This is a genomic window from Nocardiopsis potens DSM 45234, from assembly GCF_000341105.1.
Lineage (GTDB): Bacteria > Actinomycetota > Actinomycetes > Streptosporangiales > Streptosporangiaceae > Nocardiopsis_A > Nocardiopsis_A potens.
Window position 1 is genome coordinate 145,280 of sequence record NZ_ANBB01000045.1, and the last position, 25,176, is coordinate 170,455.

At 74.8% G+C, this 25,176-nt stretch carries 24 protein-coding genes; 11 read left to right on the forward strand and 13 right to left on the reverse strand.

Annotated features, from left to right (window positions below; translation table 11 throughout):
• Positions 1-87: 87 nt before the first annotated feature.
• From D459_RS0118590 to D459_RS0118610, 5 genes are all read left to right on the forward strand, one after another.
• The gene (locus D459_RS0118590; RefSeq protein WP_017594512.1) at positions 88-1,737 is read left to right on the forward strand and encodes a protein kinase domain-containing protein; all 1,650 of its coding nucleotides are present in this window, start codon (positions 88-90) and stop codon (positions 1,735-1,737) included.
• 64 nt (positions 1,738-1,801) lie between these two features.
• Positions 1,802-2,281: a hypothetical protein gene (locus D459_RS0118595; RefSeq protein WP_017594513.1), complete on the forward strand. Its 480-nt coding sequence runs from the start codon at positions 1,802-1,804 to the stop codon at positions 2,279-2,281.
• 160 nt (positions 2,282-2,441) lie between these two features.
• Positions 2,442-2,720: a hypothetical protein gene (locus D459_RS35065; protein ID WP_152523038.1), complete on the forward strand. Its 279-nt coding sequence runs from the start codon at positions 2,442-2,444 to the stop codon at positions 2,718-2,720.
• Between the two features lie 69 nt (positions 2,721-2,789).
• Positions 2,790-3,647, forward strand: a complete 858-nt coding sequence (locus tag D459_RS0118605) for a hypothetical protein (protein ID WP_017594515.1) — start codon at positions 2,790-2,792, stop codon at positions 3,645-3,647.
• Between the two features lie 72 nt (positions 3,648-3,719).
• The gene (locus tag D459_RS0118610; protein ID WP_020380249.1) at positions 3,720-4,193 is read left to right on the forward strand and encodes a hypothetical protein; all 474 of its coding nucleotides are present in this window, start codon (positions 3,720-3,722) and stop codon (positions 4,191-4,193) included.
• A gap of 45 nt (positions 4,194-4,238) precedes the next feature.
• On the opposite strand, the gene nadE is transcribed toward D459_RS0118610, so the two are convergent.
• Complete coding sequence (gene nadE / locus D459_RS0118615; protein WP_193790265.1) at positions 4,239-5,978, reverse strand: NAD(+) synthase; 1,740 nt, start codon at positions 5,976-5,978, stop codon at positions 4,239-4,241.
• Between the two features lie 559 nt (positions 5,979-6,537).
• On the opposite strand from nadE, the gene D459_RS0118620 reads away from it, so the two are divergent.
• Positions 6,538-8,004: an alanine/glycine:cation symporter family protein gene (locus D459_RS0118620; RefSeq protein WP_017594518.1), complete on the forward strand. Its 1,467-nt coding sequence runs from the start codon at positions 6,538-6,540 to the stop codon at positions 8,002-8,004.
• Between the two features lie 105 nt (positions 8,005-8,109).
• On the opposite strand, the gene D459_RS32110 is transcribed toward D459_RS0118620, so the two are convergent.
• The 12 genes from D459_RS32110 to D459_RS0118680 all read right to left on the reverse strand — a co-directional run bounded on the left by D459_RS32110 (position 8,110) and on the right by D459_RS0118680 (position 20,759).
• Positions 8,110-8,871: a hypothetical protein gene (locus D459_RS32110; protein ID WP_017594519.1), complete on the reverse strand. Its 762-nt coding sequence runs from the start codon at positions 8,869-8,871 to the stop codon at positions 8,110-8,112.
• On the reverse strand, positions 8,871-9,422 hold the full coding sequence (locus D459_RS32115; protein WP_017594520.1) for a hypothetical protein: 552 nt from the start codon (positions 9,420-9,422) through the stop codon (positions 8,871-8,873). The genes D459_RS32110 and D459_RS32115 overlap by 1 nt, the downstream gene beginning before the upstream one ends.
• A 188-nt stretch (positions 9,423-9,610) precedes the next feature.
• Positions 9,611-10,153, reverse strand: a complete 543-nt coding sequence (locus tag D459_RS0118635; protein ID WP_017594521.1) for a DUF4913 domain-containing protein — start codon at positions 10,151-10,153, stop codon at positions 9,611-9,613.
• 50 nt (positions 10,154-10,203) lie between these two features.
• A complete protein-coding gene (locus tag D459_RS32120; RefSeq protein WP_051065476.1) occupies positions 10,204-11,760 on the reverse strand; it encodes a hypothetical protein in 1,557 nt (518 codons plus the stop codon).
• Positions 11,761-11,804: 44 nt separating this feature from the next.
• Positions 11,805-12,899, reverse strand: coding sequence for a hypothetical protein (locus D459_RS0118645; protein WP_017594522.1), 1,095 nt, complete (start codon positions 12,897-12,899; stop codon positions 11,805-11,807).
• Positions 12,900-12,944: 45 nt separating this feature from the next.
• Complete coding sequence (locus D459_RS0118650; protein WP_017594523.1) at positions 12,945-14,762, reverse strand: type IV secretory system conjugative DNA transfer family protein; 1,818 nt, start codon at positions 14,760-14,762, stop codon at positions 12,945-12,947.
• Between the two features lie 2 nt (positions 14,763-14,764).
• Positions 14,765-16,276, reverse strand: a complete 1,512-nt coding sequence (locus D459_RS0118655) for a hypothetical protein (RefSeq protein WP_017594524.1) — start codon at positions 16,274-16,276, stop codon at positions 14,765-14,767.
• A 7-nt stretch (positions 16,277-16,283) separates the two neighbouring features.
• On the reverse strand, positions 16,284-17,753 hold the full coding sequence (locus D459_RS0118660) for an SCO6880 family protein (protein WP_026120529.1): 1,470 nt from the start codon (positions 17,751-17,753) through the stop codon (positions 16,284-16,286).
• Positions 17,754-17,755: 2 nt separating this feature from the next.
• Positions 17,756-19,384 (reverse strand): hypothetical protein, encoded by a 1,629-nt coding sequence (locus tag D459_RS33775; RefSeq protein WP_017594526.1) that lies wholly within the window; start codon positions 19,382-19,384, stop codon positions 17,756-17,758.
• A 93-nt stretch (positions 19,385-19,477) separates the two neighbouring features.
• Positions 19,478-19,816 (reverse strand): hypothetical protein, encoded by a 339-nt coding sequence (locus D459_RS0118670; RefSeq protein WP_017594527.1) that lies wholly within the window; start codon positions 19,814-19,816, stop codon positions 19,478-19,480.
• A gap of 67 nt (positions 19,817-19,883) precedes the next feature.
• Complete coding sequence (locus tag D459_RS0118675) at positions 19,884-20,210, reverse strand: hypothetical protein (protein WP_017594528.1); 327 nt, start codon at positions 20,208-20,210, stop codon at positions 19,884-19,886.
• 3 nt (positions 20,211-20,213) lie between these two features.
• Entirely contained in the window at positions 20,214-20,759 is a 546-nt protein-coding gene (locus D459_RS0118680; protein ID WP_017594529.1) for a hypothetical protein, read from the reverse strand.
• A gap of 529 nt (positions 20,760-21,288) precedes the next feature.
• On the opposite strand from D459_RS0118680, the gene D459_RS32130 reads away from it, so the two are divergent.
• From D459_RS32130 to D459_RS32140, 5 genes are all read left to right on the forward strand, one after another.
• Positions 21,289-21,897 carry a hypothetical protein gene (locus tag D459_RS32130; protein WP_152523039.1) on the forward strand — a complete coding sequence of 203 codons (609 nt, stop codon included), beginning with the start codon at positions 21,289-21,291 and terminating at the stop codon, positions 21,895-21,897.
• Positions 21,894-23,321, forward strand: coding sequence for a C40 family peptidase (locus tag D459_RS34520; RefSeq protein ID WP_051065477.1), 1,428 nt, complete (start codon positions 21,894-21,896; stop codon positions 23,319-23,321). Before D459_RS32130 ends, D459_RS34520 begins: the two co-directional genes overlap by 4 nt.
• Before the next feature lie 70 nt (positions 23,322-23,391).
• A complete protein-coding gene (locus D459_RS0118695) occupies positions 23,392-23,781 on the forward strand; it encodes a hypothetical protein (RefSeq protein ID WP_017594531.1) in 390 nt (129 codons plus the stop codon).
• Between the two features lie 89 nt (positions 23,782-23,870).
• The gene (locus tag D459_RS0118700; protein WP_017594532.1) at positions 23,871-24,422 is read left to right on the forward strand and encodes a hypothetical protein; all 552 of its coding nucleotides are present in this window, start codon (positions 23,871-23,873) and stop codon (positions 24,420-24,422) included.
• Positions 24,419-25,072, forward strand: coding sequence for a M15 family metallopeptidase (locus D459_RS32140; protein ID WP_017594533.1), 654 nt, complete (start codon positions 24,419-24,421; stop codon positions 25,070-25,072). The genes D459_RS0118700 and D459_RS32140 overlap by 4 nt, the downstream gene beginning before the upstream one ends.
• The last annotated feature ends 104 nt before the right edge of the window (positions 25,073-25,176 follow it).

A 25,176-nucleotide genomic window follows, 5' to 3' on the forward strand; every position in this document is an offset into this window, starting at 1 on the left:
GCCCCGACCGCCGCTCCGCCACCGGGCACCGGAGGCGGGGCCCGCGACCACCACCAAGCCGCACGTCCGATCGGAAGGAGCCGGTCCATGCCCCTGCGCAGGCGGGCCGCCCGCAAGGATCCGTGGAAGGAACTCGGGCTGCACTCCCCGGTGCTCCTGCACCACGGCCGCGAGGCGGAGCTGTACCGGGCGAAGGGCGAGGCGAACGACGCCCCCGTCGTGGTCAAACTCCTGACCGCGCCGGCCCGCGGGCGCGACGAGATCGAGCGGTGGCGGATGCTCTCCTCGCAGAAGGGGATCCTGTCCCTGCTGCAGCAGGGGGTCACGTCGGCCGGGACCCCGTACGCGGTGATGGAGGAGAGCCCCCGGGGCAGCTACGCCGACGTGCTCGCCTCCTCGGGGCCGCTCGCCCCGGAGGAGGCGGCCGAGGCGGGCGCCCGCGCGGCCGAGGCGCTGGAGGCCGTCCACCGGCACGGCCTGCTCCACCACGCGGTGACGCCGGAGAACCTGCTGTGGACCCGGTTCGGTGCGGCGCTGATCGACTTCGGCTCCGCCCTCCCCGCCGATCGGCCGTTCCCGCCCGCCGCCTACGGGCCGTCCACCGTCGGCCACGTGCCGCCGGAGGAGTTCCGCGGCGGCGCGCCCGCGCCGGCGTCGGACGTCTACCGGCTGGCGTCCACCCTGTGGTGCCTGCTCGCCGGCCGCCTTCCCTTCGCCGACGACGGGGGCCCGGTCGCCCCCGACGCCTACGCCGACCGGGTGCTGCGCCTCCCCGCGCCGCGGGTGCCGCGCGGCGACGTGCCGGACCGGCTGGCCGGCGCGCTGGCGCACGCGCTGGACCCCGACCCGGCGGCGCGGCCGGAGAGCGCGGCGCGGTTCGCCCGCATCCTGCGGGGGGAGGAGGAGCCGCGGCCGCGGCCGGTGTCGCTCGCGCATTGGGCCGACACCGGCACCGGAACCGGAACCCGGGCCCGCGCCGAGGACGGCTCCGCCGAGATCGGATCGGGCGCGGACCCGGCCGGGCGGGAGACCGCGGCGCAGGCGGTCGCGGTCCCGGTCGCCGGTCCCGCGCCGGAGCCCGGCGGGCCCGCCGCCGGACCGGGCCCCGGGCGGGACGCGGAGGAGGGGGAGGCGGACTTCTCCACCGCCGGGCGCGACCGGGGCGACGGCCCCGTCCGCCGGATGGACGCGGCGGAGTCCGCGGCCCGCCCGCCGCGCAGGGTGCTGCCGCTGGTCGCACTGGCCGCGGCCGCCGCCGTGGTGGCGCTGGCGGGCGCCGCGGTGCTCTTCACCGGGGGCGGCGAACCCGGCGGCGGCGCGAGCGCGGCCGCCCAGGAGGACGGGAGGGCGGCCGAGGAGCGCGCGGCCGAGGAGGAGCGGGCGGACGACGAGCGCGCCGCGGAGGAGGAGGTGGCGCGTGCGCTCGCGGACGAGGCCGACCGCTCCGCGGAGCCCTCGGCGGCACCGGGCGCGCCGGCCGAGGTGGAGATCCGCGACGGGACCATCAGCGCCGCCCTCAGCTGGACCCCCGCCCCCGGAGCCGACGCCCCGCACTACATCGTCGGCGGCCCCGACGGCCGGGACCCCCAGACCATGGCCCACGCCCCGCCCGGCGCCTCCACGGCCGAGGTCACCGGCCTCAACCCCGAGGTCGACTACTGCTTCCGCGTCGTCGCGGTCTACACCGCCGAAGAACTCGGCCGCTCGGAGGAGGTGTGCACGGACCGGGGCGCGTGAGCGAGGAGGAGACCGGAACCCGGCCCTGGCGGGCCGGGAAGCAGAGAGAGGAGGGCGCTGGACCGTGGGCTTCGTCATGGAGGTCTTCAACCTGCTGGGGCCGCAGGTGGTCTTCGCGAACATCATGGGGGCGCTGGCCGTCACCGCTGCGCTCGCGTTCCCGGCCCGCAACGCGATCGCGAAGGCCCTGAACCGGAAGGTCACCGAGCATTCCTACGCATTGGAAGGCGAGATCGTGGCCAGGAAGAGGAAAATCGCCGCCATGCCGAGCCGGCTCATGGCCCTGGACGCGAGGGACCTGTACGGGAAGATCGCCCATTCCGTTTACCAGGCGACCCAGGGGGTCCTGGCGAACGAGACGCGCTTCGGCGCCTCGCTCCTGCTGGGAACGCGCAGGACGCGCCGGATCGCGATGAAGGCGGCGCGCAAGGCCACCGGGATGAGCCGTTCGGATCTGCTGGTCCCGGATAACCGCCGGCGAATGCTGGACGGTGCCGGACTCAGCCCTCACCGGCCGACGCTGAACCGTCCGGGAAGGCAGTGAGAGTGAGAGGTATCTGGGTGTGATGATCTTTTTCGCGGGGGCTCTGTTCACCGCGGTGGCGGTGGTCTCGCATGTGCTCTGGATCGGATCCGCCGTGCGCCGGGGGTGTCCGAGAGGGCGTGCGGCCCGGCCGGCCCGGTTGTTCGCGGACGCCGCGGGCGTGGCCGACCTGGCCGGCCGCGTGGCCCACCGCGACCTCGATGTGGAGGAGAGGCGGCGGGAGCTGAACCGGGCCTTGGCAGAGGAGTTCGAGCGTGCCGGTGCCGAGGAGGGCGCCCGGTCCGCCGACGGGCCGGGAGCGGAGCGCACGGCGCCGCACGGCCGGGTCGAACACCCCGGGACCGGTTCCGACGGGGGCGTTCGAGGACTCGACGAGGATCTGGAGTCCGTGAGAGCCCTGCTCTCCAGGATGGAGGGGAGGGCGAGCGCGCATGGATGACGGTTCGGTCCGCGCTGACAGGCCCTCCGGTCACCTGGCCGGATTCCCGGGTACGGCTCGGAGGGGCACGTGACGCCTTTTCTCGCCGCCATGGCGGTGTGGGGACTCGCGATCGCGGTGGGCGGCGCGGGGGTCGCGCTGTCCGCGCTCCCGTACCTCGTCGAACTGGCCTCGAAGCGCAAGCAGCTCTCGGACACCAGGGCGGACAACCCGGTGGGAGCCGAGGAGCAGCTGTTCGTCGCCAATACCGCAGATTGGGAGCGGGAAACCGAGAACCCGGCGGTCGTCGATGCCGCCGCCACCGAAGGGGAGGCGTATTTCAAAGCCGCCGGGGCCGATTTCGAACATCAGGCCGGAATCGAGATGACGGCGAAGTTCATCTGCGACGACCTTCAGCGGCGAGGGGCTCTCGAAACCGGATGGCACCAGCTCAAAGACCGGGACCCCGAGCAGATCGAAGTGCGCCCGGTGAGGGGGCGCCTCACTCGGAGGGAGGCGAAGAAGTTCCAGAAGTATCTTCGGAGCATCAGCGCCGGCCGAAGGGAATTGAGGCGGGCGCTCGGATCGCTCTCCCTTCCTGGGCTCGAAATGCCGCAGGTCACCCTTGAGCAGGTTCAGAGGGAAGGGCTGCCGGGGTTCCGCGATTGGTTGAGCTCTCTCATGCGCGGATACTCCAAGACCGTCGATCAATTGGCGGAGAAGAAAGGCTGGGACGTGTTCCTCGGCGTGCTGAGGGAAAGGGAGCACTTGGGGGGTCGCAGGCTTCCCCGCAGGTCGCGGATCCAGAGCGCCGATCCTCGGTCGCTTCCGGGAAAGAGCCCGGGCAAGGAGGAATTCCAGAAGAAGCCCCTGGGCTCGGTCAAACCGAACGGCCGGAATCGGTGGTTCGCCTCCCGGCGAGGAGCGGGAAGGAAGAGTGCGCGATGATGGAGCCGCAAGCGGCCCGGACAGGGCACGGGCGCAGCCGTTTCCCAGGGCCCGCGAGGGGGGAGTGCGCCGATGCCGCCGACTGACGTGATCGCCATGGTGCTCATGGCCGCGGCGGCCGGGGTGGGCCTGGCCGCCTGGGCGGGCCTGTTCAAGGACGGGGCCGTCCGGGCCGGACGGGACCTGGAGAACCGCCGGGACGCGGAGTCGGCCCTGGCGACCGGAGAGGCGCTGCCCAAGCAGGCCGAGCTGCTCCGGAGCAAGGAGGCCCTCGTCGCCGAGGTCGTGCGGACGGTGCGTGCGGGCGGCCCCGACGAGCAGAGCGCCGCGAAGGTGGAGCGCGCCCTCGAGCGGATCGACGCGATCGACCGGGAGGCCGAGGAGGTCCGGGCGCGGGTGGAGGCGCGGCGGGAGGAGATCGAGCGGGAGTACGCCGGGCTGATCGAGGAGCGGCGGGCGGCCGCGCGCACCATGAACCTGTGGCGGTGCGCGACGCTGGTGTGCGCCGTGGCGGGGGCCGTGCTGCTGGGGGTCGGGCTGGTCTGAGCCGGGCCGGCCGGCCCGGGGAGGGCGGCCGGCCCGGTGGGGCGGTCAGCTCCAGCGGCTGGTGATGGGGAGCCGGCGGTCGCGGCCGAGGTTGCGGCGGGTGATCTTGGGGCCGGGCGGGTAGGCGCGGCGGATGTGCTCGGCCCGGTCGACCAGGCGCACCACCCGGCGGACCAGGTCCGGCGGGAAGCCGTCCGCGATCAGCGCCCGGACCCCCTTGTCCGTGCCGATGTAGGACTCCAGCAGCGCGTCGAGCAGCCGCTGCTCCGGCAGCGGCGGGCCGTCCGGGGCGCTCCGGCGCGGCGGGCGGTCGATGCAGCCCTCCGGGACCGGCGCGGGCTCGCCGTCCCGGGCCGCGGCGGCGTTCCTCCACCGGGCCAGCTCCCGCACCAGCGACGCCCAGCAGTCCTTCAGCGGGGCGAAGGCCCCGTTCGGGTCGCCGTAGTGGCCGCACAGGCCCATCGCGAGCTGGCTCTTGTCCGCCGTGGCCAGCATCAGGTGCCCCTCCTCGGCGGCGATCGCGGCCGCGATCCCGCCCCGGACCCGGTCCTCCAGGGCGGGCAGCGCGCCCGGCGCGGCGTCGATCTCGGTCCGGAAGGCGTCCGCGAGGGCGGCGACCGGCTGCAGCCGGCGCACCAGGCCGCCGCGCTTCACCGCGTCCTCCGCGTCCGCGGTCTCCTCCAGCGTGGTGGTCTCCCCCGGTGTCAGCAGGGCGTGCACGTTCTCCGCGCCCACCGCGTCCGCGGCGATCGCGGCGGTCAGCGCCGAGTCCACGCCGCCCGAGACGTCCACCAGGACCGAGGAGAACCCGTTCTTCCGCACATGGTCGCGGACCCCGGTGACCAGGGCCTGGTACACCTCCCCGGTGTCGTCCACCGGGTCCGGGCGCGGCGTGAGGACCGGGGCGCCCGCCTCGTAGCGGGCCGGGGGAGCGGTGGGGATGACGTGGCGCACCACGGGCCGCCCGGCGGCGGTGCCGGGCAGCTCGGCCACCGGCGGCCCCTCCGGCAGCTCGACGTCGGTGACCAGCAGCGCCTCCTCGAACTGCGGGGCGCGCGCGAGCAGCTCGCCGTTGGCGTCGACGATGAGGGAGTCCCCCTCGAAGACCAGCTCGTCCTGGCCTCCGGTCATGTTGACGTAGCCGACCGCCGCGCCGGTCTCGCGGGCCCGGCGCCCGCACAGCTCCAGGCGGACGTCGTCCTTGTGCCGCTCGTACGGAGAGCCGTTCAGGGTGATGAGCATGCCGGCCCCGGCCTCCCGCACGGCCGACACCGGCCCCCCGTCCTGCCATAGGTCCTCGCAGATGGCGAAGGCGATGTCGGCCCCGTGCAGGCGCAGCACCGGGAGCGCGTCGCCGGGGACGAAGTAGCGGAACTCGTCGAACACGCCGTAGTTCGGGAGGTGGTGCTTGGCCGCGACCAGCCGCACCGCGCCGCGGTGGAGCACGGCCAGCGAGTTCTGCGGCGCGCCGGCCGGTGCGCCCGGACCCGGGCGCCCGCCGGCGCGCCGGCTGAGGAAGCCCACCACGGACGGCATCTCGCCGAGCCCCTCCGCGGCCAGCCGCGCCGCGAGCCGGTGCGTGGCGGTGATCGAAGCGGAGACGAAGTCGTTCCGCAGGGCCAGGTCCTCGACGGAGTAGCCGGTCACCACCATTTCCGGGAACACGGCCATATGGGCTCCAGCTTCGTTCGCCGACCGGGCGAAGGCGACGACGCTGTCGCAGTTTCCCTCCAGATCGCCCACGGTGGGGTTCATCTGGGCCAGAGCTATTCGGATTCTCAGCACGGGGGAATCGTAACCGAGAAACACAAGGGCCCCGCACCCCCGTGGTTCGGCAATACGGTTCCATCTTTCGGTGGAGGTGTCGCGCCGAATGCGGGGAGAAGATGTCCGAAAAGCGTTGCGCAGAGATGGGACGAGTGGCGGCGCACACCAATGCTCGGTGTTCTCGGAAGAGAACACCTAGGGCGTCCGAACAGTTCTCCGCCGGCGCCGGAGAGGCGTGGCCAGGACTCTCGTTCGCAGTGGTCACGGAGGGTTTGCGGGGGTGCCTGCCGGGTGCCCGGGGAATCGGTCTCCGGGCGGCCCGGAATTCGCCGCGGATCCGGCGCGGGCGGTTTGCGCGGATGCGCCGCGCTGTCGTTCTCTGGGTGGCGGCGCTCACACCCCGACGCGCCCCTTCCGGGCGCCTCCGCCGGAGAACTCGACGGACCGTCGCCCCGCGCATCCGGAACGTCATCAGAAATCCCCCGGCGTGCCGAGCACGCCCTCCCCCGAATCCTGCACGCACGGTCGCGGAGCGAGACAACGCGGTCTCCGCCGACGACGAAAGGGAACCCTCCCCGTGGACGCCTTCGAAACAGGGGTCGTCGCCTTCAACGACGGCTTCTGGGCCTATTTCCTGATCCCCCTCCTCATCCTCCTCAGCCTGTACTTCACCTTCGGCTCCGGACTGGTGCAGTTCCGGCTGATCCCGGAGATGTTCCGCGCCATCAAGGAGCGCCCCGGGCACACCGCCGAAGACGGCGGGAAGCCCATCTCGGCCTTCGAGGCCTTCGCGGTGTCCGCCGCGGCGCGCATCGGCACCGGCAACATCGCCGGCGTGGCGACCGCGATCGCCCTGGGCGGCGCCGGCGCGGTCTTCTGGATGTGGGTGATGGCGCTCCTGGTCAGCGCCGCGAGCTTCATCGAGTCGACGCTCGCCCAGCTGTACAAGGTGCGCGACAAGACCGGCTTCCGGGGCGGCCCCGCCTACTACATGAAGTACGGGCTGCGCGCGCCGTGGCTGGGCGTCCTCTTCGCGGTGATCATCACCGTCACGTTCGGCCTGGTCTTCACCATGGTGCAGAGCAACACCATCGCCGGCGCGATCGGCAACTCCGCGGAGGCCGCCGGCATCGCGGCCGGCGGCTGGCTCCCGCTCGCCCTCGGCGTCCTGCTGGCCGGCACCACCGCCGCCGTCACCTTCGGCGGCGCGCGCCGGATCGCGCACGTGGCGTCCCTGGTCGTGCCGTTCATGGCGGCGCTGTACATCCTCATGGGCCTCGTCGTGGTCGCCATGAACATCACGGCCGTTCCGGCCATGGTCGCCGACATCGTCGCGCAGGCCTTCGGCCTGCGCGAGGCCGCCGCCGGCGCGGTCGGCACCGCGGTCGTCCAGGGCATCCGCCGCGGCATGTTCTCCAACGAGGCCGGCCTCGGCTCCGCGCCCAACGCGGCGGCCAGCGCCGCGGTGAGCCACCCCGCCAAGCAGGGCCTGGTGCAGACGCTCGGGGTCTACTTCGACACCCTCATCGTCTGCTCGACCACGGCCTTCATCATCCTGCTCTCCGGCGTCGGCCTGGACGCCGAGGCCGGCCCGACGCTGACCCAGGACGCCCTCGCCGCGACCCTCGGGCCGTGGGCGGTCCACCTGCTCACCGCGGTCATCCTCCTCGTCGCCTACACCTCGGTGCTCGGCAACGCCTTCTACGGCGAGGCCAACGTCGGCTACCTCTCCCCGAGCCCGGTCGCCGTCAACGGGTTCCGCGCGGCCAACGTCCTGATGACCTTCCTCGGCGCCGTCGGCTCCGCCACCCTCGTCTGGAGCATGGCCGACGTCGCGATGGGCGTCATGGCGGTGGTGAACCTCGTCGCGCTGGCGCCGCTGGCACCGCTCGCCTTCCGCGTGCTCAAGGACTACACGGAGCAGCGCAAGGAGGGCAGGGACCCGGTGTTCACCCGGGACCGCATCCCCGGCCTGGCCAACGTGCACTGCTGGGAGGAGTCCGACGTGGAGCACTTCCGGAAGGAGTCGGCCCCGTCGGCCTGACCGCCGCCTCCCGCGCCGGCGGGCGCCGGCGGTGAAGCGCGGGGCGGGCCGCCCGTACGCGCCCGGGCGGCCCGCCCCGACTCCGTGTCACCGGCCCGGGGCGCGTCACCCGGGCGAGGCCCGGCGCGCCGCGTCGCGGAGCCAGTCCGGCCCCGGATCCCGCCGCTTCCCGGGTCCGGGCGGATGCTCCCGGTCCGGCCGCGGCGCGCGCCGCGCCGGATGCGCCGCGAGGAGGTCGCGGCCGAACGCGCCCTCGCGGACCAGCCGCGCGACGGCCGACTCGTCCACCCGCCGCGCGTCCAGCCGGGCGTTCCACTCGGCGACGGCCTCCCGCTCCACCGGCGCCGGCCCCACGGGCGGGCCGGCGATCCCGTCGGCCAGTGCCGCCCTGCGGATCTCCTCCAGGCCGCGGAGGTGCCGGTTCAGCCGTGCCACGTCGCCGGTGGCCGACCGCGGATACCAGGACGGGTCGACCTGCGGCACGCCCTCGGAATCCCAGACCAGCACCCCGGCGCCGTGGAGCCGCCGGAGCAGCGGGTCGTGCCGGTCCTGCGCGAACGCCTCGAACGACTGGGCCGAGCGCAGCGCACCGGAGCGCGCACCCTCCCACCGGGCGAGCGAGCGGGCCGCCGAGCGGCGCACGGTCCCGGCCGAGCGGGCCCGCTCCAGCTCCTCCCGTGCGCCGTCGAGCCCGGTCACCGCCTCGATGAGCCGGTCGCCGGCGGCCTTGCGGATCCGCTCCGCACCGGCGCGCCCGTGGTCCGTGGTGGCCCGGCCGCCCCGGCGCGCCAGCCGCACCCCCGCGGCGAAGAGGAGGACGCCCCCGGCGACGACGGCGCCGAGCAGCGCCCCGAACGCCACCATCATCAGGCCGCTCCCGGTCGCGGCCGGGGGCCGGAGGGGGGCTCCGGCCGCTCCCGCCGCCGCGGTGCGGCCGAGTGCGGCTCCGGTCCGGAGCGCCGGGCCGGGGGAGTGCGCCGCGCGCGCTCCACCGCCGCCCCGATCGACGCCGGGAGCGGGGCGGCCGCTTCGAACGGGGAGCGCGGGCGGTCCAGGCGGTCGGGGAGGCGGGCGGCGACGCGCTCGGCGTCGTCCAGGCGCTCGCCGTAGACCTGGACGGACCGGGCCCGGGCCGCCGCGGCGTCCGCCGCGCCGTCGACCAGTTCGGAGCTGCGCCGTGCCGCCTCGGCGACCGGGCGGTCCGCGCCGCGGTAGGCGGCGGTGGTCGCGCGCAGCGTCCGGTACTCGACGACGCGCGGATCGCGGTCGACGGCGCTCGCGTACTTCTTCGCCTCGGCGAGCTCCCGCTCGGCGTCGGCGCGGCCCAGCCAGCGGGCGCCGAGCGCGGTCGCCCCGATCACGATGCCGAACGCGCTCACGAACGCGCCGGTGACGGCGAGCAGCGTTGCGAGTGTCACCGGATCCGCCCTCTCCTCCGCCGGCGCTCCTCTCGGGTCCCCGAGGATTCCACCGGGGGAACGAGGACGGATCCCGCACGGCGGTGGCCCGCCGCATGGCGGCCGGGTGAACGGGAGGTGCGCTCCGCGGGCCGGGGCGCCCGGCCGCCCCGGCCCGCGGCGCCGTGGCGCGGGAGGTGCGCCCCGCGCTACCACTCGTCCTCGAACCAGCCCTCCGGGGACGGCTCGGCGGGCAGCGGGCGGGGGTCCTGGTGGCGGCGGGACGTGCACTCGCGGAACGGGCCGGTGTCGCCGAGCAGGATGCTCATCTGGAAGTCGAGGTGGTCCCGGTACCAGATGGCCATGCCGGTGCCGGGCTCCCAGCGCAGCACCTCCCAGGCGTGCCAGAGGGCCTGGAAGCGGGAGACCGCCTCGGCGTGCCGCCACCACTCCTTGCACCAGCGGAACTGGCCGCCCTCGGCCCGGACGTAGACCGGGAGGAAGCGGAGCCGGACGAACTCCTCGACGTTCTTGAACACCGGCTCCGGCGGCGGGTCCTCCGCGTCCGCCCCGCCGGCCTGCGCGTCCTGCTCGGGGCCGCCCTCCGCGCCCGCGGCCGCCACGGCGCCGCCGACGCCGGCCGACTCGGCGAGGAGCCCGCCCGGCAGGGCGGTGCGCGCGGACGGGTCTTCGGACGGGTCGAGGAGCGCTCCGCCGCGCTCCGCCGCTGCAGGATGGGTACCGCTGTCCATGGCGTTCACCTTCGGTTCGTGCGTGTCCGGTCGGGGAGGGGCGGCGGCCGTCACACGGCGGCCGCGGCCCTGCGCCGCTTGTGGATCTGGGCCGTCCGGTTGCGGACCCTCGTCTGCCGGGTCAGGCGCTCGGCCGCGGCCCGGCGGCTCGCCCCCGTCCGCGCCGCGGCGCCGAGGCCCCGCGGCGATTCCAGCCGGGACCGGTGCGAGTCCGCCTGCCGGGTGCGCCCGGTGCCGCCGCGCGCGGCGGAGCGCTCTCCGGGCCGCGGGGCCGCCGCGGCCCGGCGGCCGGAGGGCCGGCCCGCCGACCGGCGCTCCCGGGTGTCCTGCGCCGCCCGCTGCCCCCGGGCGCCCTGCGCCGCCTGCCGGTCCCGGGTGTCCTGCGCCGGCCTGCGGGCGGCGTCCACCGCCTCCCGGACCGGCCGGTGGTCCTGCTGGACCATGCGGGTCGTGTTCAGCGTGCGGGCGTCGGCGGCCCCGGCGGCGCGCGGCGCGGCGGCCTCCGCGCGCTCCTGCTGCGGCATGCCGCGCAGCTCGTCGAAGGCGGACAGCGCCGCGCGCCGGTCGTCCTGCGCTCCGCCGGCGCGGGCCTCGGGGCGCTCCCGGGCGCGGTCGAGCGCCTCGGAGAACCCCGGGACGGAACGGCGGGCCTCGTCGATCACGGCCCTGGACGAGCCGGCGGGCAGGAGGCCGTCCGCCTCCGCGGCCGCGACCGCCTCCGCCGTGTCGCGCAGCAGGTTGAGGTCGGCCCTCTTGTCGCGGAACCAGGGGAGCGCCTTGGCGAAGTACTCCTCCATCGTCTCCAGCGGGCGCCCGTCGGCGTTCCACACGGCGCCGGCGAGGGCGGTGGCCTTGTCGGCGCGGCCGGAGAGCAGGTCGCCGTCGAACCCGGGGTCCTGGGCGATGCCGCGCTCGATCGAGTACCACAGGGCCGGATGGCGCTCGGCGATCCGGTCGATCGCGGCGCTCTCCACCGCCGAGGACGCGGGGTCGTGGGAGAGGGACGCGCTGAACCAGATGAGCGCCGCCTCGCGGGGCGCCGCACGCTCCAGCAGGGCGGCGTCGTCGGCGGCGCTGCGCCACAGCCCCGACAGCGGCGTCCCGGGCTCCGGGCCGGCGTCCTTGAGCGTGCGGTGGGCCTGCCGCTCCACCCGCCACGCGGCCGCGTCGTCGTGGAGCACCGCGGACACCTCGGCGTGGCCGGCGGTCCGCTGGACCCGCTGCACCTCGTCCCGCCCCAGGTCCAGCCGGCGGGCCACCTCGCCGGCGTCGCCCTGCCGCACCAGCGGGACGCCGGCCTGGACGGCCTTCGGGGCGAGGCCGGGGCGGTCCGGGGCGGGCGGGGTCCACCTGCGGCGGTACAGCGCCCCGCGCAGGGCCGCCGCGGCGAGCAGCCCGGAGTTCTGCAGTCCGCCCCTCCGGATGCCGCCGCGCAGCGCCGAGTGCATGAGGGCCTCGACGACGGCGCCGTCGCCGCCCCCGCCGCGGTCGCCGTCCCGCCCGGTGAGGTACTCCTCGGGAAGCCCGCCGCGGGTGCGGCGGCGGGCGTCGGCCTCGTCTCCGGTGAGGCCGGACCGCTGCGGGGGTCCGCCGGTCTGCCGGGTCATCGGTTCTCCTTCTGCGGGGGCGGGGCGGCCGTCATGGGCCCGGGTCACCGGGTACGCCCGCGTGCGGTGCGGTCCAGACTCCGGCGGACGGACGCCCTCCGGGTCCGCTTCACCGCTCCCGCCAGCCGTCCCCGGAAAGTGCGATTGGCCGGCTGGTCCCGCAGCGCCTGCCCGTCGGCGCGGTCCCGCTGCGGCGCGGGGGCGGACGTCCGGTTCGGGTCGTGCGAAGCGTTCCGCCACGCCTCCTGCAGGCGCCCGCCGGCGGACGCGACCGACGCGGAGAACTCGCCGCGGAGGCTCTCCTGGTCCGCGGTGACCGCCTTCATCTCGCGGCGGAAGCGGAGCGGGTTGCGCCGTTTCGCGCCGAGGTCGTCGAGCCGGGCCGCGTTCTGCTCGGTCGCCTCGCGGTATTCGCTGAAAGAGGATCCCACCTCCCCCTTCAACCGTTCCGCCTCCTGCCGGACGTTCGCGACGTAGGAGGCCGCGGCCTGCCGTGCATCCTCCAGCGCCACATCTCCGGAGGCCGACGCGACGGTCACCTCGGTCTCCCGCCTCTCCTTCGCATCGGAGACGTCCATGAAGACCGCAGCCATCAGCTCGGGCGTGGTGCCCTCGGTGATCCCGGCCTTCCTCATCCGCTCGCGCACCGCCTCCGCCAGGGGGCCCTGCCCCTTCTCCGCCGCGGCGACCGCGCGGTCCTCCCGGGCCTTGACCCTTTCGAGTTTCCACTGCTCGGCCACGCGCACGGCCTCGACGCGGTCGGCGGCGCGCACTTCGGCGTCGGCGACGGCCCGGTCTGCGGTGCGGACCATGCCGCGGGCCCAGCGCTCCGCCCCACGGAGGCGCCAGTCCAGGAGGCGTTGCGCCCGGTCGATGCGCCGCCTCTGGGTGTTGCGCATGAACCTCCGGGCGGCCCCCAGGCCTTTGAGCCCCACCCGGAGCGCGCCCCGGGCCAGTCTCCAGAGGGCCGACAGGGCCCCGAGGAGGAGCCCGGCGACCCACCTGATGAGGCCGGAGGCGAAGCGCAGGACACCGCCGAGGCCGGACAGGGTCGCCGACGCCACGTCGGCCGCGCCCTCCGCCATCTCGGCTTCGGGCCCGCCGGCCGACGGGCTGAGGGTCCTCCGGGAATCTGCCATGGCTCCTCCAACGAGCGGTCGGCGGTGCGGTGCCGTCGGCCGCGGCTACGGCTCCGATCCGGCATGGCGGGCCTGCGCCCCCTCGGTGATGCGCCGCTCCGCGTCCTTGATCGCCGCCGAGACGGCCCCGGCCCGCTTCGTCGCGTACCAGGGCAGCATCTTCAGCAGGGTCGGCTGGGCCGCGGTGGCGAACATGAGGCACTCGCCCTTGCCGATCTTGCGGATGTCGGAGCCCTGCATGATCTCCTGGCGCCGCAGCTGGACGGAGTGGTTGCCCTTGCCCTCGCCGTAGCTGAACGACGTGGTGGAGATGTCGTGCTGGCCGATCAGCTTGGACAGGGCGTCGACGATCTTGTGGTCGTCCAGGCCCGCGCCGAACACCTTCACCGTCGCGGCCGACCACATGGCCTCCATGCCGTTCTCGGTCCACACCCGCACGCCCTGCTTGTAGCTCTGCAGGATGGTGACCGGCACGATGCCCCGGGACCCCAGGTGGGAGTACATGTCCGGCAGGTCGGCGATCTTGCAGATGTTCGCGGCCTCGTCGAGGACGGCGGTGAGCGGCGGGTCGAGCCGGCCGCCCTGCCCCTCCGACGCCTCCTCCCCGGCGAGGAAGACCGCGTCGGTCATCGCCGCGATCAGCGGGGCCGCGGCCGCCCGCGACTTGCTGAGCAGGTGGAGGGTCTGGCGCGACGTCACGAAGGACCTCGGGTCGAACTCGTCCATGAGCGGGTCGTCCGGCCGGGTCACCCACGCCATGATCTGCGGGTCGTCGAGGCAGCGGGCCGCGGTGCGGGCCGTGGTGTAGATGCCGTCCCGGGTCTCGGCGACGATGTTCTGCGTCTCCCGCAGCGCTTCGGCGTAGGCGGTGAAGCCGTGCTCGAAGAGCACGTCCACCGGTTGCGGCAGCTTCGTGTCGTGCAGCCACTCGCCGACCTTGGCCAGGGACTCCCCGGACAGCGCCGCCGCCAGCGTCAGCTGCGAGATGAGGGCGCGCGCCGCCGGCCCCCACATGTCCTTCTTCGAGTCGTCGTCGATGGTGAGCACGAAGTGGCCCGCCAGCCGGTAGGAGTCCTCCACGGTGCGCACCCCGGCCAGCGGGTTCCACCAGAACCGCTGCTCCTGGTGGGTGATGGACTGCGGGTCGAACAGCCACACCCGCTCGCCGGTCGCGCGGCGGCGCAGCTCGGCGGTGGCCGCCCACACGTCGGCCTTGTTGCTGGTCGCGAGCGCCGGGCCGGGGGCGTCGAGCACGTAGGGGATCGCCATCGCCGTCGTCTTGCCGGCCCGCGGCGCCATGTAGGCGAGGACCGTGTCCTCCCAGGACGCGAAGAGCCGCGGCCCGGGCCGCCCCCCGCCGGGCCGCTTCACGTCGCCGATCGCCAGCCCGACGTCGGCCTCCTTGAGCGCCTTCGCCTTCGCGCGGCGCAGCGACCGCCGGCGCAGCCGGACCGCCTTCTCCGCGGCCTCCGGCCGGGCCAGCTCGCCGATGGCCGCGTTCTTCCTGTTCAGGGCGGTCACCGCGTCGGGCTGACCGTACAGCCGGTCGCGCAGCCGGCCCAGCGTCCACCACGCCGACAGCACGGCGCCCAGGCAGAGCACCGCCGAGAGCGCGAACACCGGGGCCGACGGGACACCGGGCCACGCCGCCCCGGTGTCGCCGGTGACCAGCGCGAGCGCCCAGGCCGCGCCGAACGGCGCCACCTCGCCCCCGGTGAACCGGGCGACGCTCCGGGCCGAGAGCCAGACCAGGTAGAACAGTCCGACCGCGCCCCACAGGGCGAGCAGCACGAGCAGCGGAGGGGCGCCCGCGGCGGCCGAGCCGCCGCGGACCTGGTAGGTGGGGCGTTTGGGGCGCGCCATCGTCACTGCCTCCGGATCGCCTGGTCGGTGTCGTAGAGCACGCGCTCGTCGGCGGTGAGCGACATCTGCACGGGGATGCCGAGCCGCTCCGCACCGGTCTTGATGAGGTACTTGCCGCGGCCCGGGTGGCGCGCGCCGGGCTGCCAGGAGTCCGGCGAGGACCAGGAGGAGACCAGGCCGCGCTCCGGCCCGGTCATCGGCGTGATCCGGTTGACCCAGGCCAGCTCGCGCGGGGGCAGGCCGGCCAGCACGGTGATCGCCGACCGGTCGACGAACCCGCGCGCCTTGGCCCGGTCCTCCTCGGTCGCCAGCGCCTCCAGGTCGCTGAGGGAGTGCGTCACCATCACCGACGCCATGCCCTTGGACCGGTTGAGCCGGGTGAGGGAGTCGGCGAACTCGACCAGCCCGGGGGCCCCGCGCAGCGCCCGCCACAGCTCGTCCATCACGCCGATGTAGGAGCGGCGCCGGGCCAGGCCCTGCTCGGCGAGGACCGAGGTCGCGTCCACCATGCCGAACCCGTAGCTCCAGGTGCACAGCATGGCCGCGGTGAGCAGCTTGTCGCCGGCCGCGCCGACCCGGGAGATGTCCACGCTGACCGCCGGCGCCTCCATGTCCAGCGGGGAGGTGGTCTCCCCGTCGAACACGCCGGCCAGCGACCCCGTGCACAGCAGGCGGAGCGTGAAGACGAGCGCGTCGACGCGCTCGGCGTACCGGTCCCGGCCGTCGGCGCGGGCGAACGAGCGCAGCGCCTCGGGCCCCTCCTCGACGACGCGCAGCACGTCGACCACGGTCGGCTGGCGCCTTCCGGCCAGCCGCTCGTCCAGCAGGTCGACCGCCGCGCCGAGCACCACCTCCTCGGAGTTGTCGATCCGCCCCTCCCGGATCAGCGTGCAGAGCGCCATCAGCAGGGAGATCCGCCGCGACCGCACCTCCCAGCGGAGCTTCTCCCGGTCCACCCGGTCGAGGCGGTCCATGACCCCGCCCAGCGGGCCGGCGTCGAGGGGGTTGATCCGCTCCAGGCCGCGGCCGATCTTCACCACCTGGCCGCCCAGGTGGGCGATGAGCGCCGTGTAGTCGGGCTTGGTGTCGCCGAGGATGATCGCCTGGGAGCCGAACGCGATCGCGCCGGTGACGAGGCGCTTCACGAACGTCGACTTGCCCGTGCCCGGCTGGCCCAGCACGAAGCAGCCGGGGTTGGTGACCAGCCCGGCGCGCAGCCACGCCATCGGGTCCATGCACACGACCTCGCCGGAGAGCAGGTCGCGCCCGATCGGCGTGCCGACGGCGGGCGGCTTGCTGCTGGTCACGAAGGGGAACAGGCCGCACGCCTGCGCCGTGGTGGCCTGGTACTCGACGGCGTCGGGGATGTTGGGGGCGAGGCCGCCGCCGCGGTGGCGCCAGCCGAAGAGCGGCGCGATGACCTCGCGGTCGCGCTCCGCCCCCCGCCGCGGCGCGCCGTCCGCGCCTCCGCCGGCCGCGGGGTGCCCGGGGCCCGGGTACTCGGTGGTCGTCACGGCGCCCTCACCCCATCCCGCGCTGGATGAGGAAGGGCGGGCAGACGCCCAGCGGCAGGGTGGTGGCGAAGACGACGTCCTGGCTGCCCCAGGCGCGGCGCAGCCGGATCCGGGAGGTCTCGGCCGCCGCCTCGGTGTGCGCCACCGCCTGCTTGAGCTGCTCGGGGGCGTCGACGGTGGCGCAGGTGTACAGGCTCATCTGCACCAGCCCCGCGCCGCGGGTCTCCTCCCGCGCCGCCTGCCGGGCGTAGGCGAGGTCCTGGCTGTCGCGGGCGCTCACCCGGTGGCGCATCCGCCAGGACAGCTCGCTCTTGTACTGGGCGGCCGAGTTCTGCGCCTCCAGGGCGCGCGCGGCGGCCGCCGCCGGCCAGGGGCGGAAGAGCAGCGTGGTCCGCTTGGTCCACCGCGTCGGCGCGAGCAGCTCGGCCAGGACGGTGCTGGTCACGTGCGTGCGCGGCGCCTCCTGCCAGACCCACGCGACGCTGGTGCCGCTGTCGTGGGTGTAGTGGTCGTGCCGCGCCTCGGCCTCGATGGGGGTGGCGTCGCTCCAATCGCCGGTCTCGATGTCGTCCGGGCTGCTCTGCACCATGGTGTTCACGTCCTTGAGCGCGGCCGGGTCGAAGGCCGACCGGACGCAGCCGACGAGCTGCTGCGGCGTGGCCCGCCCGAGCACCGTCACCCCCGTGCCGGACAGGCTGCTCTCCAGCGTGCCGAGGTAGCTGCCGACCTCCGCGGCCGCCTCCAGGCGGTTCTTCGGCGGGACGGGGAACCGGCGCGGGTCGAAGGTGATCGCGACGCGCGTCTCGATCTGCGCGCTCACCGCCGGCGCCAGCCGCACCAGGTCGTCGACGATCTTGCGGGCGGCGCCCGGCGCGCTCGGGTCGATCTCGGCGCGCACCCCGTCGCGGAGCGCCGTGCCCGGGTCGGGGCGCGACTCGACGGTGACCGCCACCCAGCGGATCCACTGCATGTAGCCGAGCGAGGCGAGCCAGCGGTGCCAGTTCGCCACCCAGCCGTCCACCTCGGACGGCTCGGCGAGCCACACCGAGTTGGAGGAGACCCGGATGGTGGCGGTCATGTGCCCCAGCCGGCGGTTCCAGGCGATGCCGAACCGGCCGCCGCGCCCGTCCTCGCAGGAGAGCAGGGTCACCGGGGCGAGGATGCCGGGCAGCTGCAGCGCCCGCGGGTGCTCCACCATGACCCCGGCCCGGTACCGGGTGTGCCCGAGCAGCGCGGCCCAGCGCCACCGCAGCCGCGTCATCAGGAACCCCAGCAGCGACGCACCCTGGACCGGGACCGCGGCGAGCGCGAACACCACCACCATCACCGGGAGCACGTAGACCGCGAGCGCCGGCGCGTAGAGGCCCGACAGCATGAGGAACACCAGGCACCCCAGCAGCGCCAGGGTGCCGCCGAAGCCCAGGCCGAACAGGCCGATGCTGCGTCTGCGGCGCCAGCCGCCATAGGTGCGGGCCATGATCACGCCTCCGTAGCGCCCGTGGGCGCGTCGTGCGATGCGGTGGGGACGGCGGGAACGGTGCCGGGGGCGGCGGCCTCGACCCCGTCCGAGAGGGCGGTGCCGGGGTCGCCGAAGGACCCGGCGTCCGCGGCGCCGGGAGCGGCGAGGGCGGAGCCGGGATCGCCGGCGGAACCGGCGTCGGCGGCTCCGGAGGCGGCGTCGCCGCCCCCGTCGAGCGACACCTCGGAGGCGACCGCGGACTCCGCCGCGGAGGAGACGGCGCCGTCGGACTCCAGGGCGGTGGCGGAGCCGGCCTGCGGCGCGCCCGCGCCCCCGGCGGTGCCGCCGGTGGACGCGGCCCCGGCCGCGCCTCCGGCGGCCGCGGCCCCGGTGACCGCCGAGCCGCCGTCGGTGCCGCCCGTCGCCCCGGTGAGCAGGGCGCCACCGGACCCGCCGAGCTCGCCCCCCGCGTCGCCGGCCGCGGCGAGGGAGCCCCCGTCGCCCGCGAACCCGGCGGTCTGCACCGCGGCTCCGGAGCCGAAGTCGGCGTTGCCCAGGCCCGCCTCGACGCTGCCCGCCCGGTCGTTGGCCGCCTCGGCGCCCGAGGCGGACCCGTCGCCGCCCCCCGTTCCCGGGGCGGATCCGCCGGCGGACGTGTTCTGCACGCCGGCCCCCGACGCGTCGCCGGAGGCGCCCTCACCGGAGGCACCGCCGGTCGCGGCGCCGGAGCCGCCGCCGCTCCCTCCGCCGAGGAACGTCGACCCCAGCGCGAGCGCCCACACGCCGGGGGAGCTCATCAGCTTCATCAGCACGGGGAGCGCGCCGGTCGCGAGCAGCATGACCGCCGCGCCGAGCAGGTAGCGGAAGAGCGCGTTGTCGCCGGTGTTGATGCCCAGCAGGACCAGCCCGGCCAGGTACATCAGCATGATCAGCGGCTTGTACAGCAGGCAGGCGAGCAGCCAGCCGACGAGCTTGGTGAAGATCCGCAGGTTGGGCACCATGGTGCTGGCCGCGGCGAGCGGCAGCACGCACACGATGAGGTAGATGATGGCCTGGAGCAGCGCCAGCACCACGACCTGCACGGTCAGGCCGACGATGACGGCCAGGCCCACCATCTCGGTGATGGCGCCCTGCGCCGCCGGCCCGGCGAAGCCGACGCTCTCGGCCTCCTCGTTCATCGCCGTGCGCAGCACGCTCGGGTAGACCTCCGCGGCGCGGTCGAGGAGGTCCTGGTCCACTTCGTCCGGATCGAGGTTGAAGTGGAGCACCATGTCGGTGAGCGCCCGGCTGAGGGCGACCAGCACGGTGACGATGAAGATGCCGGCGAACGTCGTGACGATCACCGTCAGCAGGCCGCGGATGAGGTCCATCATCGGGTCGAGGCGCCGCTGCCAGAGCAGCCGGAGCGCGGCCAGCAGGATGCCCAGCGTCGCGAGGAAGAGGACGAACGGGTTGAGGATGTTCTGGATGTGCAGCCAGCCCTGGTCCACCTGGGGCGTGATGAGCCCGACCGCGTCGCCCGGGGAGTAGGGCTCGGTCTCCGTGTTCAGGTAGAACGGGTTGGCCCGCATCAGGTCGAAGAGCGTCTCGGTGACCTCTTGGAGCGACCCTGCGATCCAGCCGAGGCCCTCCCCGCTGCCGTTGTTCACGGTTCCTCCTCTCCGGCCCGGCGGTGCGTACGGTTCGGTGCGCCCTCCTCGGCGGCACTGCGCGCGAGGCGCTTCAGGCCGCCCGGGGGCGCCTCATTCGGCGCCGGTCAGGGTGGTGGCGATGGGGATGGCGAGGAGCATCAGGGAGACGCCCATGATGGTCCAGACCAGGCCGCCGACCCCTTCGGCGGCGACCTCCGACCGGCCCAGCCGGCCGGCCGCCATCTTCCCGGCGGAGTAGAGCACCCCGATGACGCCGAGGACGACCACCACCCCCTGCGCGTAGCCGAGGAAGCGCTGGATCGCCCCTTCGCCGCCGGACTGCGTGTCGCCGAACCCGAAGTCGGGGATCCGCGGCACGGGCGCGTAGGTCGTCTCCACCTGGAGCAGGACCTCCGCCGCGGCGAGCACGTCGGCCGGTGCGACCGTCATCGGAACCGCCCCCTTCGCGGGGCGGCGGGCGCGGTGCGGCCGGGGCCGCGGTGATCGCCGGACATCGTCAGGCCGTGTTCGCGACGGCGTTGATGATCGGGATGGCCACGAGCATCAGCGAGATCCCCATGACGGTCCAGACCAGGCCGCCGACGCCGTCGGCGGCGAGGTCGGAGCGGCCGAACTTGCCGACGGCCATCTTCCCCGCCGCGAACAGGATCCCGATGATCCCGATGACGACGATGATGCCCTGGCCCCAGTTGATGACGCTCTGGATGGGGTCGTGCTCGCCCTCGAAGTCGGGGAGGTCGGGGTTGCTCGTCCAACCGAAGTCGGCGGGGAGCGCGGCGGCCGCCGCCAGGGCGTCCGCGGCCAGGTGAAGGATCCCGTCCATGGGTCAGTCGTCTCCAGCGTTCAGGAACAGGGCTGCGGCGTGGTCGAGGCAGGCCGCGGTGATCTCGTCCAGGGCCTGCTGCGCCTTGCGGGGCAGCCGAACCCGGCCGGCGTCGGCGGTGTCGACGAAGCGCAGGCCGGCGACGAAGGGGAAGCGGACGGTCCGCAGCACCCGCTCCTCGGCGAGGCGGAACCGCGCCGTGGCCTCGGCCGGCTCCGGTCCGGCCCCGTCGGCGACGATGACCAGCGCGGCCGGCCGGATCCCGTTGGATTCGAGGACGCCGAGCACCGGCCCGGTGTGCGCCGAGGCCGCCGAGGTGTTCCGGGTCACCAGGACCAGGGGGCGGCCGTAGGTGCCGATGCGCTTCCGCTCGGCGGCGAACGCGCCCAGATCCCAGGGCGCGTCCAGCAGGACCCGGAGGGTCGTGGCTCCGGCGCCGCCGTGGCAGCCGAGGAGGACGGGTTCACTGGTCCAGTCCGGCAGCGCGTCGGCGGTGAGACCATCGAGCACCCCGACGGCCTCGGAAGGTGCCGTCTGTTGCTGCAGCATGGCTTCTCTTCGTCTCTGTGAGTGGGGCGTGGAGCTGGGGCCGCGGCGCCGCCCGGGCAGGGGTCAGGGCCTGGGGGCGTCTTCGGGGCGAAATGCCCGCGGTGCGCTCCGCGGGGGCCGGGGAGTCCGGGCGGCCGCGGGGCACAATTACTAGCCTGTGCGGCGGTTCCGCGCAAGTTATGGAATCGAAACCGGTCGCGCAGAGTGAATGAATTCGGGCGCCTTTCCGGTCCATTGATCCCGGGAAAAGGTGGTGCCTCGCCACACTTTCCGGTGGTGCCCCGCCGGGCCGCCGGAGTTCAGTCGCCGACCTCCCGTTCCGCCCGGACAGGCGGGGTGCGGGGTGCGGTTCCCCGGGTTTTATCCGGCGGTTGAGCGAATCGTTATCCACCGGCACGCTCGGTGTCCAGCCGGCCATCGGAGGAGATTGCGATCCGCGGGCCGTCCGGGATATCCCTGTTCCCATTCGCCCGCCCCCGCGGGCTCCCCGTTCCCCTTTTCCCGTGTGCCCATGCCGATCGGAGGCAGCGTGCGACGCTCTCCTCTCGCTCCGGCCCGGGGGCCGATGCGCACCGAGCCCTTCGTCGTCGGCGTGCTGGCGGTCCTCGTGGCGCTGCTGGCGGCCTTCGCCGTCCTCGCCCTGCGCCAGGGATCGCGGGACCCGTCCGCGGAGGGGCCGGCGCCCGCGCCCTCGGCCCCGGGCGGCGGCACCGAGGTCCCCGACGACGTCCTCGCCCTCCTGCCGCACGGGGCAGAGGAGCTCCAGGCCGGCGCGGAGGTCGCCGCCGAGTTCGTCGCCGCCTACGCGACCACCGACCCGGAGGAGTCCCCGGCGGAGCGGATGGAGCGCCTGGGGACCGGCCTCTCCGACGGCTTCGCGGCGAGGCTTGAGCAGACGCTCGCCGCCCCGGTCGCGGAGCGCGGACCGGAGGGGGCGGTGCGGGCGGAGGCCTCCGTGCACGGCATCCGCAGCGTGGGCGAGACGTCCGTGGTCTTCCTGGTCTCCGCGGCGGAGGCGGGCGGCGGGGAGCCCTTCCAGGAGTACGCGGCCACGGTCGCGCGCGAAGAGGACCGCTGGCTGGTCTACGACGTCCAGTTCGCGGACGCGGGCGACTTCGGCGACGGCAGGGCGCCGTGAGGGCGCCGGCGGAGGCGGGGCGGGCCCGGCGCGGCGACCGCGGCGCCGCCGCGCTGCGGGCCTCCTCGGCGGCGTCGGCGCTGATCCTCGCCGGGTCGGTGGGCTATGCCGCGACCTACGGCTGCGGTGCGGGCGCCGCGGAGGTCTCCGCCGGAGGGGTGTCGAACGCGTCGTACGTGGAGCAGTCGATCGCCCCGCACCGGGACGGCAACCAGGCGGTCATCGACGCCTACGGCGAGAACGGGAACTTCGGCACGGAGGTCCGGATCCCGATCGACATCCCCTCCGACCTGCTCCCCGTCTACCAGGAGGCGGCGGAGGCGTACGGCGTCCCGTTCGAGATCATCGCCGCGATCGGCGCGAAGGAGACGCACCACGGCCGGTTCCTGGCGCACGGCGACGGCAGCCCCTCGGGGGTCCAGGAGGGCACCCGGAACGCCTGGGGCGCCGCCGGCATCATGCAGATGGGCGTGGCGGACCCGGACGACCCCTCGGACCTGGCCGGCGGGGCCGCCTCCAACGGCTGGGGCGGCCGGCCGATCGAGAGGGTCGAGGACCGCGCCCACACCTACGAGGTGGGGGAGGTCCCTAGCGACCCCTCCGTCTTCGGCACGAGCCACTTCGGTATCGACGGCAACGGCGACGGGATCGTCAACGCCTGGGACCCGTGGGACAACATCATGTCGGCGACGTTCAAGCTCGCCTACATCGAGCGCCGGGCGGAGGCGGACTACGGCTCCTCGCCGTCGGACTCGTGCGCGAACGCCTCACCGGCGGTCACCGACCCGCTGGACTGCGCGATCTACCGGCACAACCTCGCGCACTGGTACGTCGAGCAGGTCAAGGCCATCGCGTCGGTCTACGCGGAGGACGGCAGCTGGGAGACGGCGCCGGCGCTGAACATCCGGACGGCGTCGAACGTCTCCAACGCCGCCACCGGCCGCGAGTGCGAGCCCGGTGCGACCCCGGCGGGCATGCCGTGGCTGCCGCCGGGCCTCGGCGACCACCAGGAGGCGGTGCTCACCTACTCCCGCGAGCAGCTGGGGAAGCCCTACGTCTGGGGCGCGACGGGACCGGACTCCTTCGACTGCTCCGGCCTCACCATGCAGGCGTACGCGGCGGCCGGGATCACCATTCCGCGCGTCACCACCGGCCAGTTCGACCCGGACCACGGAGGGTGGAGCGTCCCCGCCCGCAAGTTCCAGACCGACGGACTCGTCATCGAGGAACTGCAGCCGGGCGACCTCCTCTTCTACGACAACGGGAGCAGCATCTACCCGGGGCACGTCACCCTCTACCTCGGAAACGGGGAGATGATCCACGCCCCGAACCCGAGCACCCCCGTCTCCATCGTCTCGGTGGCCGAGTACCCCCTCACGTTCGTCGGGGCGGTCCGCGTGTACCCCGAGGCGACGCAGGCGTGAACGGCCACCGGCGGCGGACGCGGGGGCGGTCTCCGAAGAAGAGCAGAACGAGAAAGGACGGTGATCGGCGATGGCGGCTCCTCTGATCGCGGCCGGAGCGGGGGCGGTGCTGCGCATAGGCGGGGGCATCGCCCTGCGCGCCGGCGGACGGGCGCTGCTGCGCTCCGCCGGGCGGTTCGCCATGCGGGCCGGCGGAAAGGCGCTGAAGTTCCTCGGAGGCGCGGCGATGGGGCTGCTCAGGGCGGCCCCCGGGGCCCTGGGGAGGGTCGCCATGGGCGGGCTCGGGCTCGCCGCCTCGGGCATCGGAAGCGCACTCTCCGCGATCGGCGCGGTCCAGCCCCTCGGGCTGCTCGGCGCGATCGCCGGCGCGGTCTCGGGCGAGGGCTCGGCCCAGGCGTACGGCGCCGAATCCGTGGGGCTGCGCGGGCGCGGGAAGAAGGCGATGCCGACACCGGGCTGACCGCGGCGGCGCCGCGGCACCGCCGCGAAGGCCCGCCCCGCCCCGGCCGCACCCCGCGCGGGGTGCGGCCCCGTCCGGAAGGAGAGCGCATGCGTACGACCGCCATCGTGGCCGCGGTCTTCGGCCTGCTGGTACTCGGCGCCGTCGGCTTCGGCCGGCCGGCGCTGGACCGGGCCTCCCCGGAGGGCGCCGCGGAGGCGGTGGGAGCCGAGCGCGTCCCCTCCCTGGACGAGGTGCTCCCCCTCGGCGAGGAGGACTACCGGGAGGCCGCGGAGGCGGCCCTGCTGCACGCGGACGCCTACGGCACGTTCCGCCCCGGCGAGGCGGAGGGCCGCTACGCCGAGCGGGTCCGGTCGGCCGCCGCGCTCGCCGACGTGCCGGACGGGCCGGTGCTGGAGTCGATCGGCGCGTGCGCCGAGCGCCTGGACCGGGAGGGCCGGGAGACCGAGGGGGCCGCGGAGATCCGCGCCGTCTCCTCCCTCCTCGCCGACTCGGTCCACTTCAGCATCGCCCTGACCGGAGTCCCGGTGGACGGCGGCGCCGAGGTCGACCTCGGCGTGCACGAGGTGCTCGTCATCCTCGAAGGCGGTGAAGAGTGGACCGTGGCCTCCTCCGCGCCGGAGAGCGGTGCCGCCGCATGATGCTCGGGATCGGGCGCGGATGGAGGCGCCGGCTGCGCCGCCGCGGCGACCGCGGCGAGGCGCGGACCGAGTACGCCGCCTCGGCCGGGATGCTCACCCTCTCGGGGATCGCGGGAACGGTGCTCATCTCCGCGACCACCGGCATGGCGGGCCCCGGGGCCGCGGAGGGCGCCGCCGTCGAGCAGACCGGATACAGCGGGCCGCAGCAGTACGGGGGGTGCGATGCGACCGGCGCCGACCGGACCGCGGGCTACGACAACGGCCGCATCCCCACCGAGGTGCTGTGCGAGCTGGACCAGGCCGGAATGTACCTCCGGGCCGACGCCGCGGTGGCCTTCCTGCGGATGGACGACGCCTTCGAGGAGGAGTTCGGCCATCCGATGCCGCTCAACGCCGCCTACCGGGACTACGCCAAGCAGGTGGAGCTCCACTCCCGCCTCGGCTATCCGGCGGCGGCGCGGCCGGGAACGAGCAATCACGGCTGGGGCCTGGCCGTCGATATCGACGGAATGCATTTCGGCGGCGAGCGGTACAACTGGGTCAACGCGAACAGTGCGAACTACGGCTGGTTCCAGCCGGAGCAGATGCGCGAGGGCGGATCCAATGAAGAGCCCTGGCACTGGGAGTACGAGTCCGGTGTGAGCGCGTGACGGAAACGGCGGAGTGCGGGTCGTGAACGGTGAATTCATCCGGCGCAGTGAAGAGGTCCTCGGTTATGTGATGGGGCTGGGGGTGCTGGTCGGTGTGCTGGCTC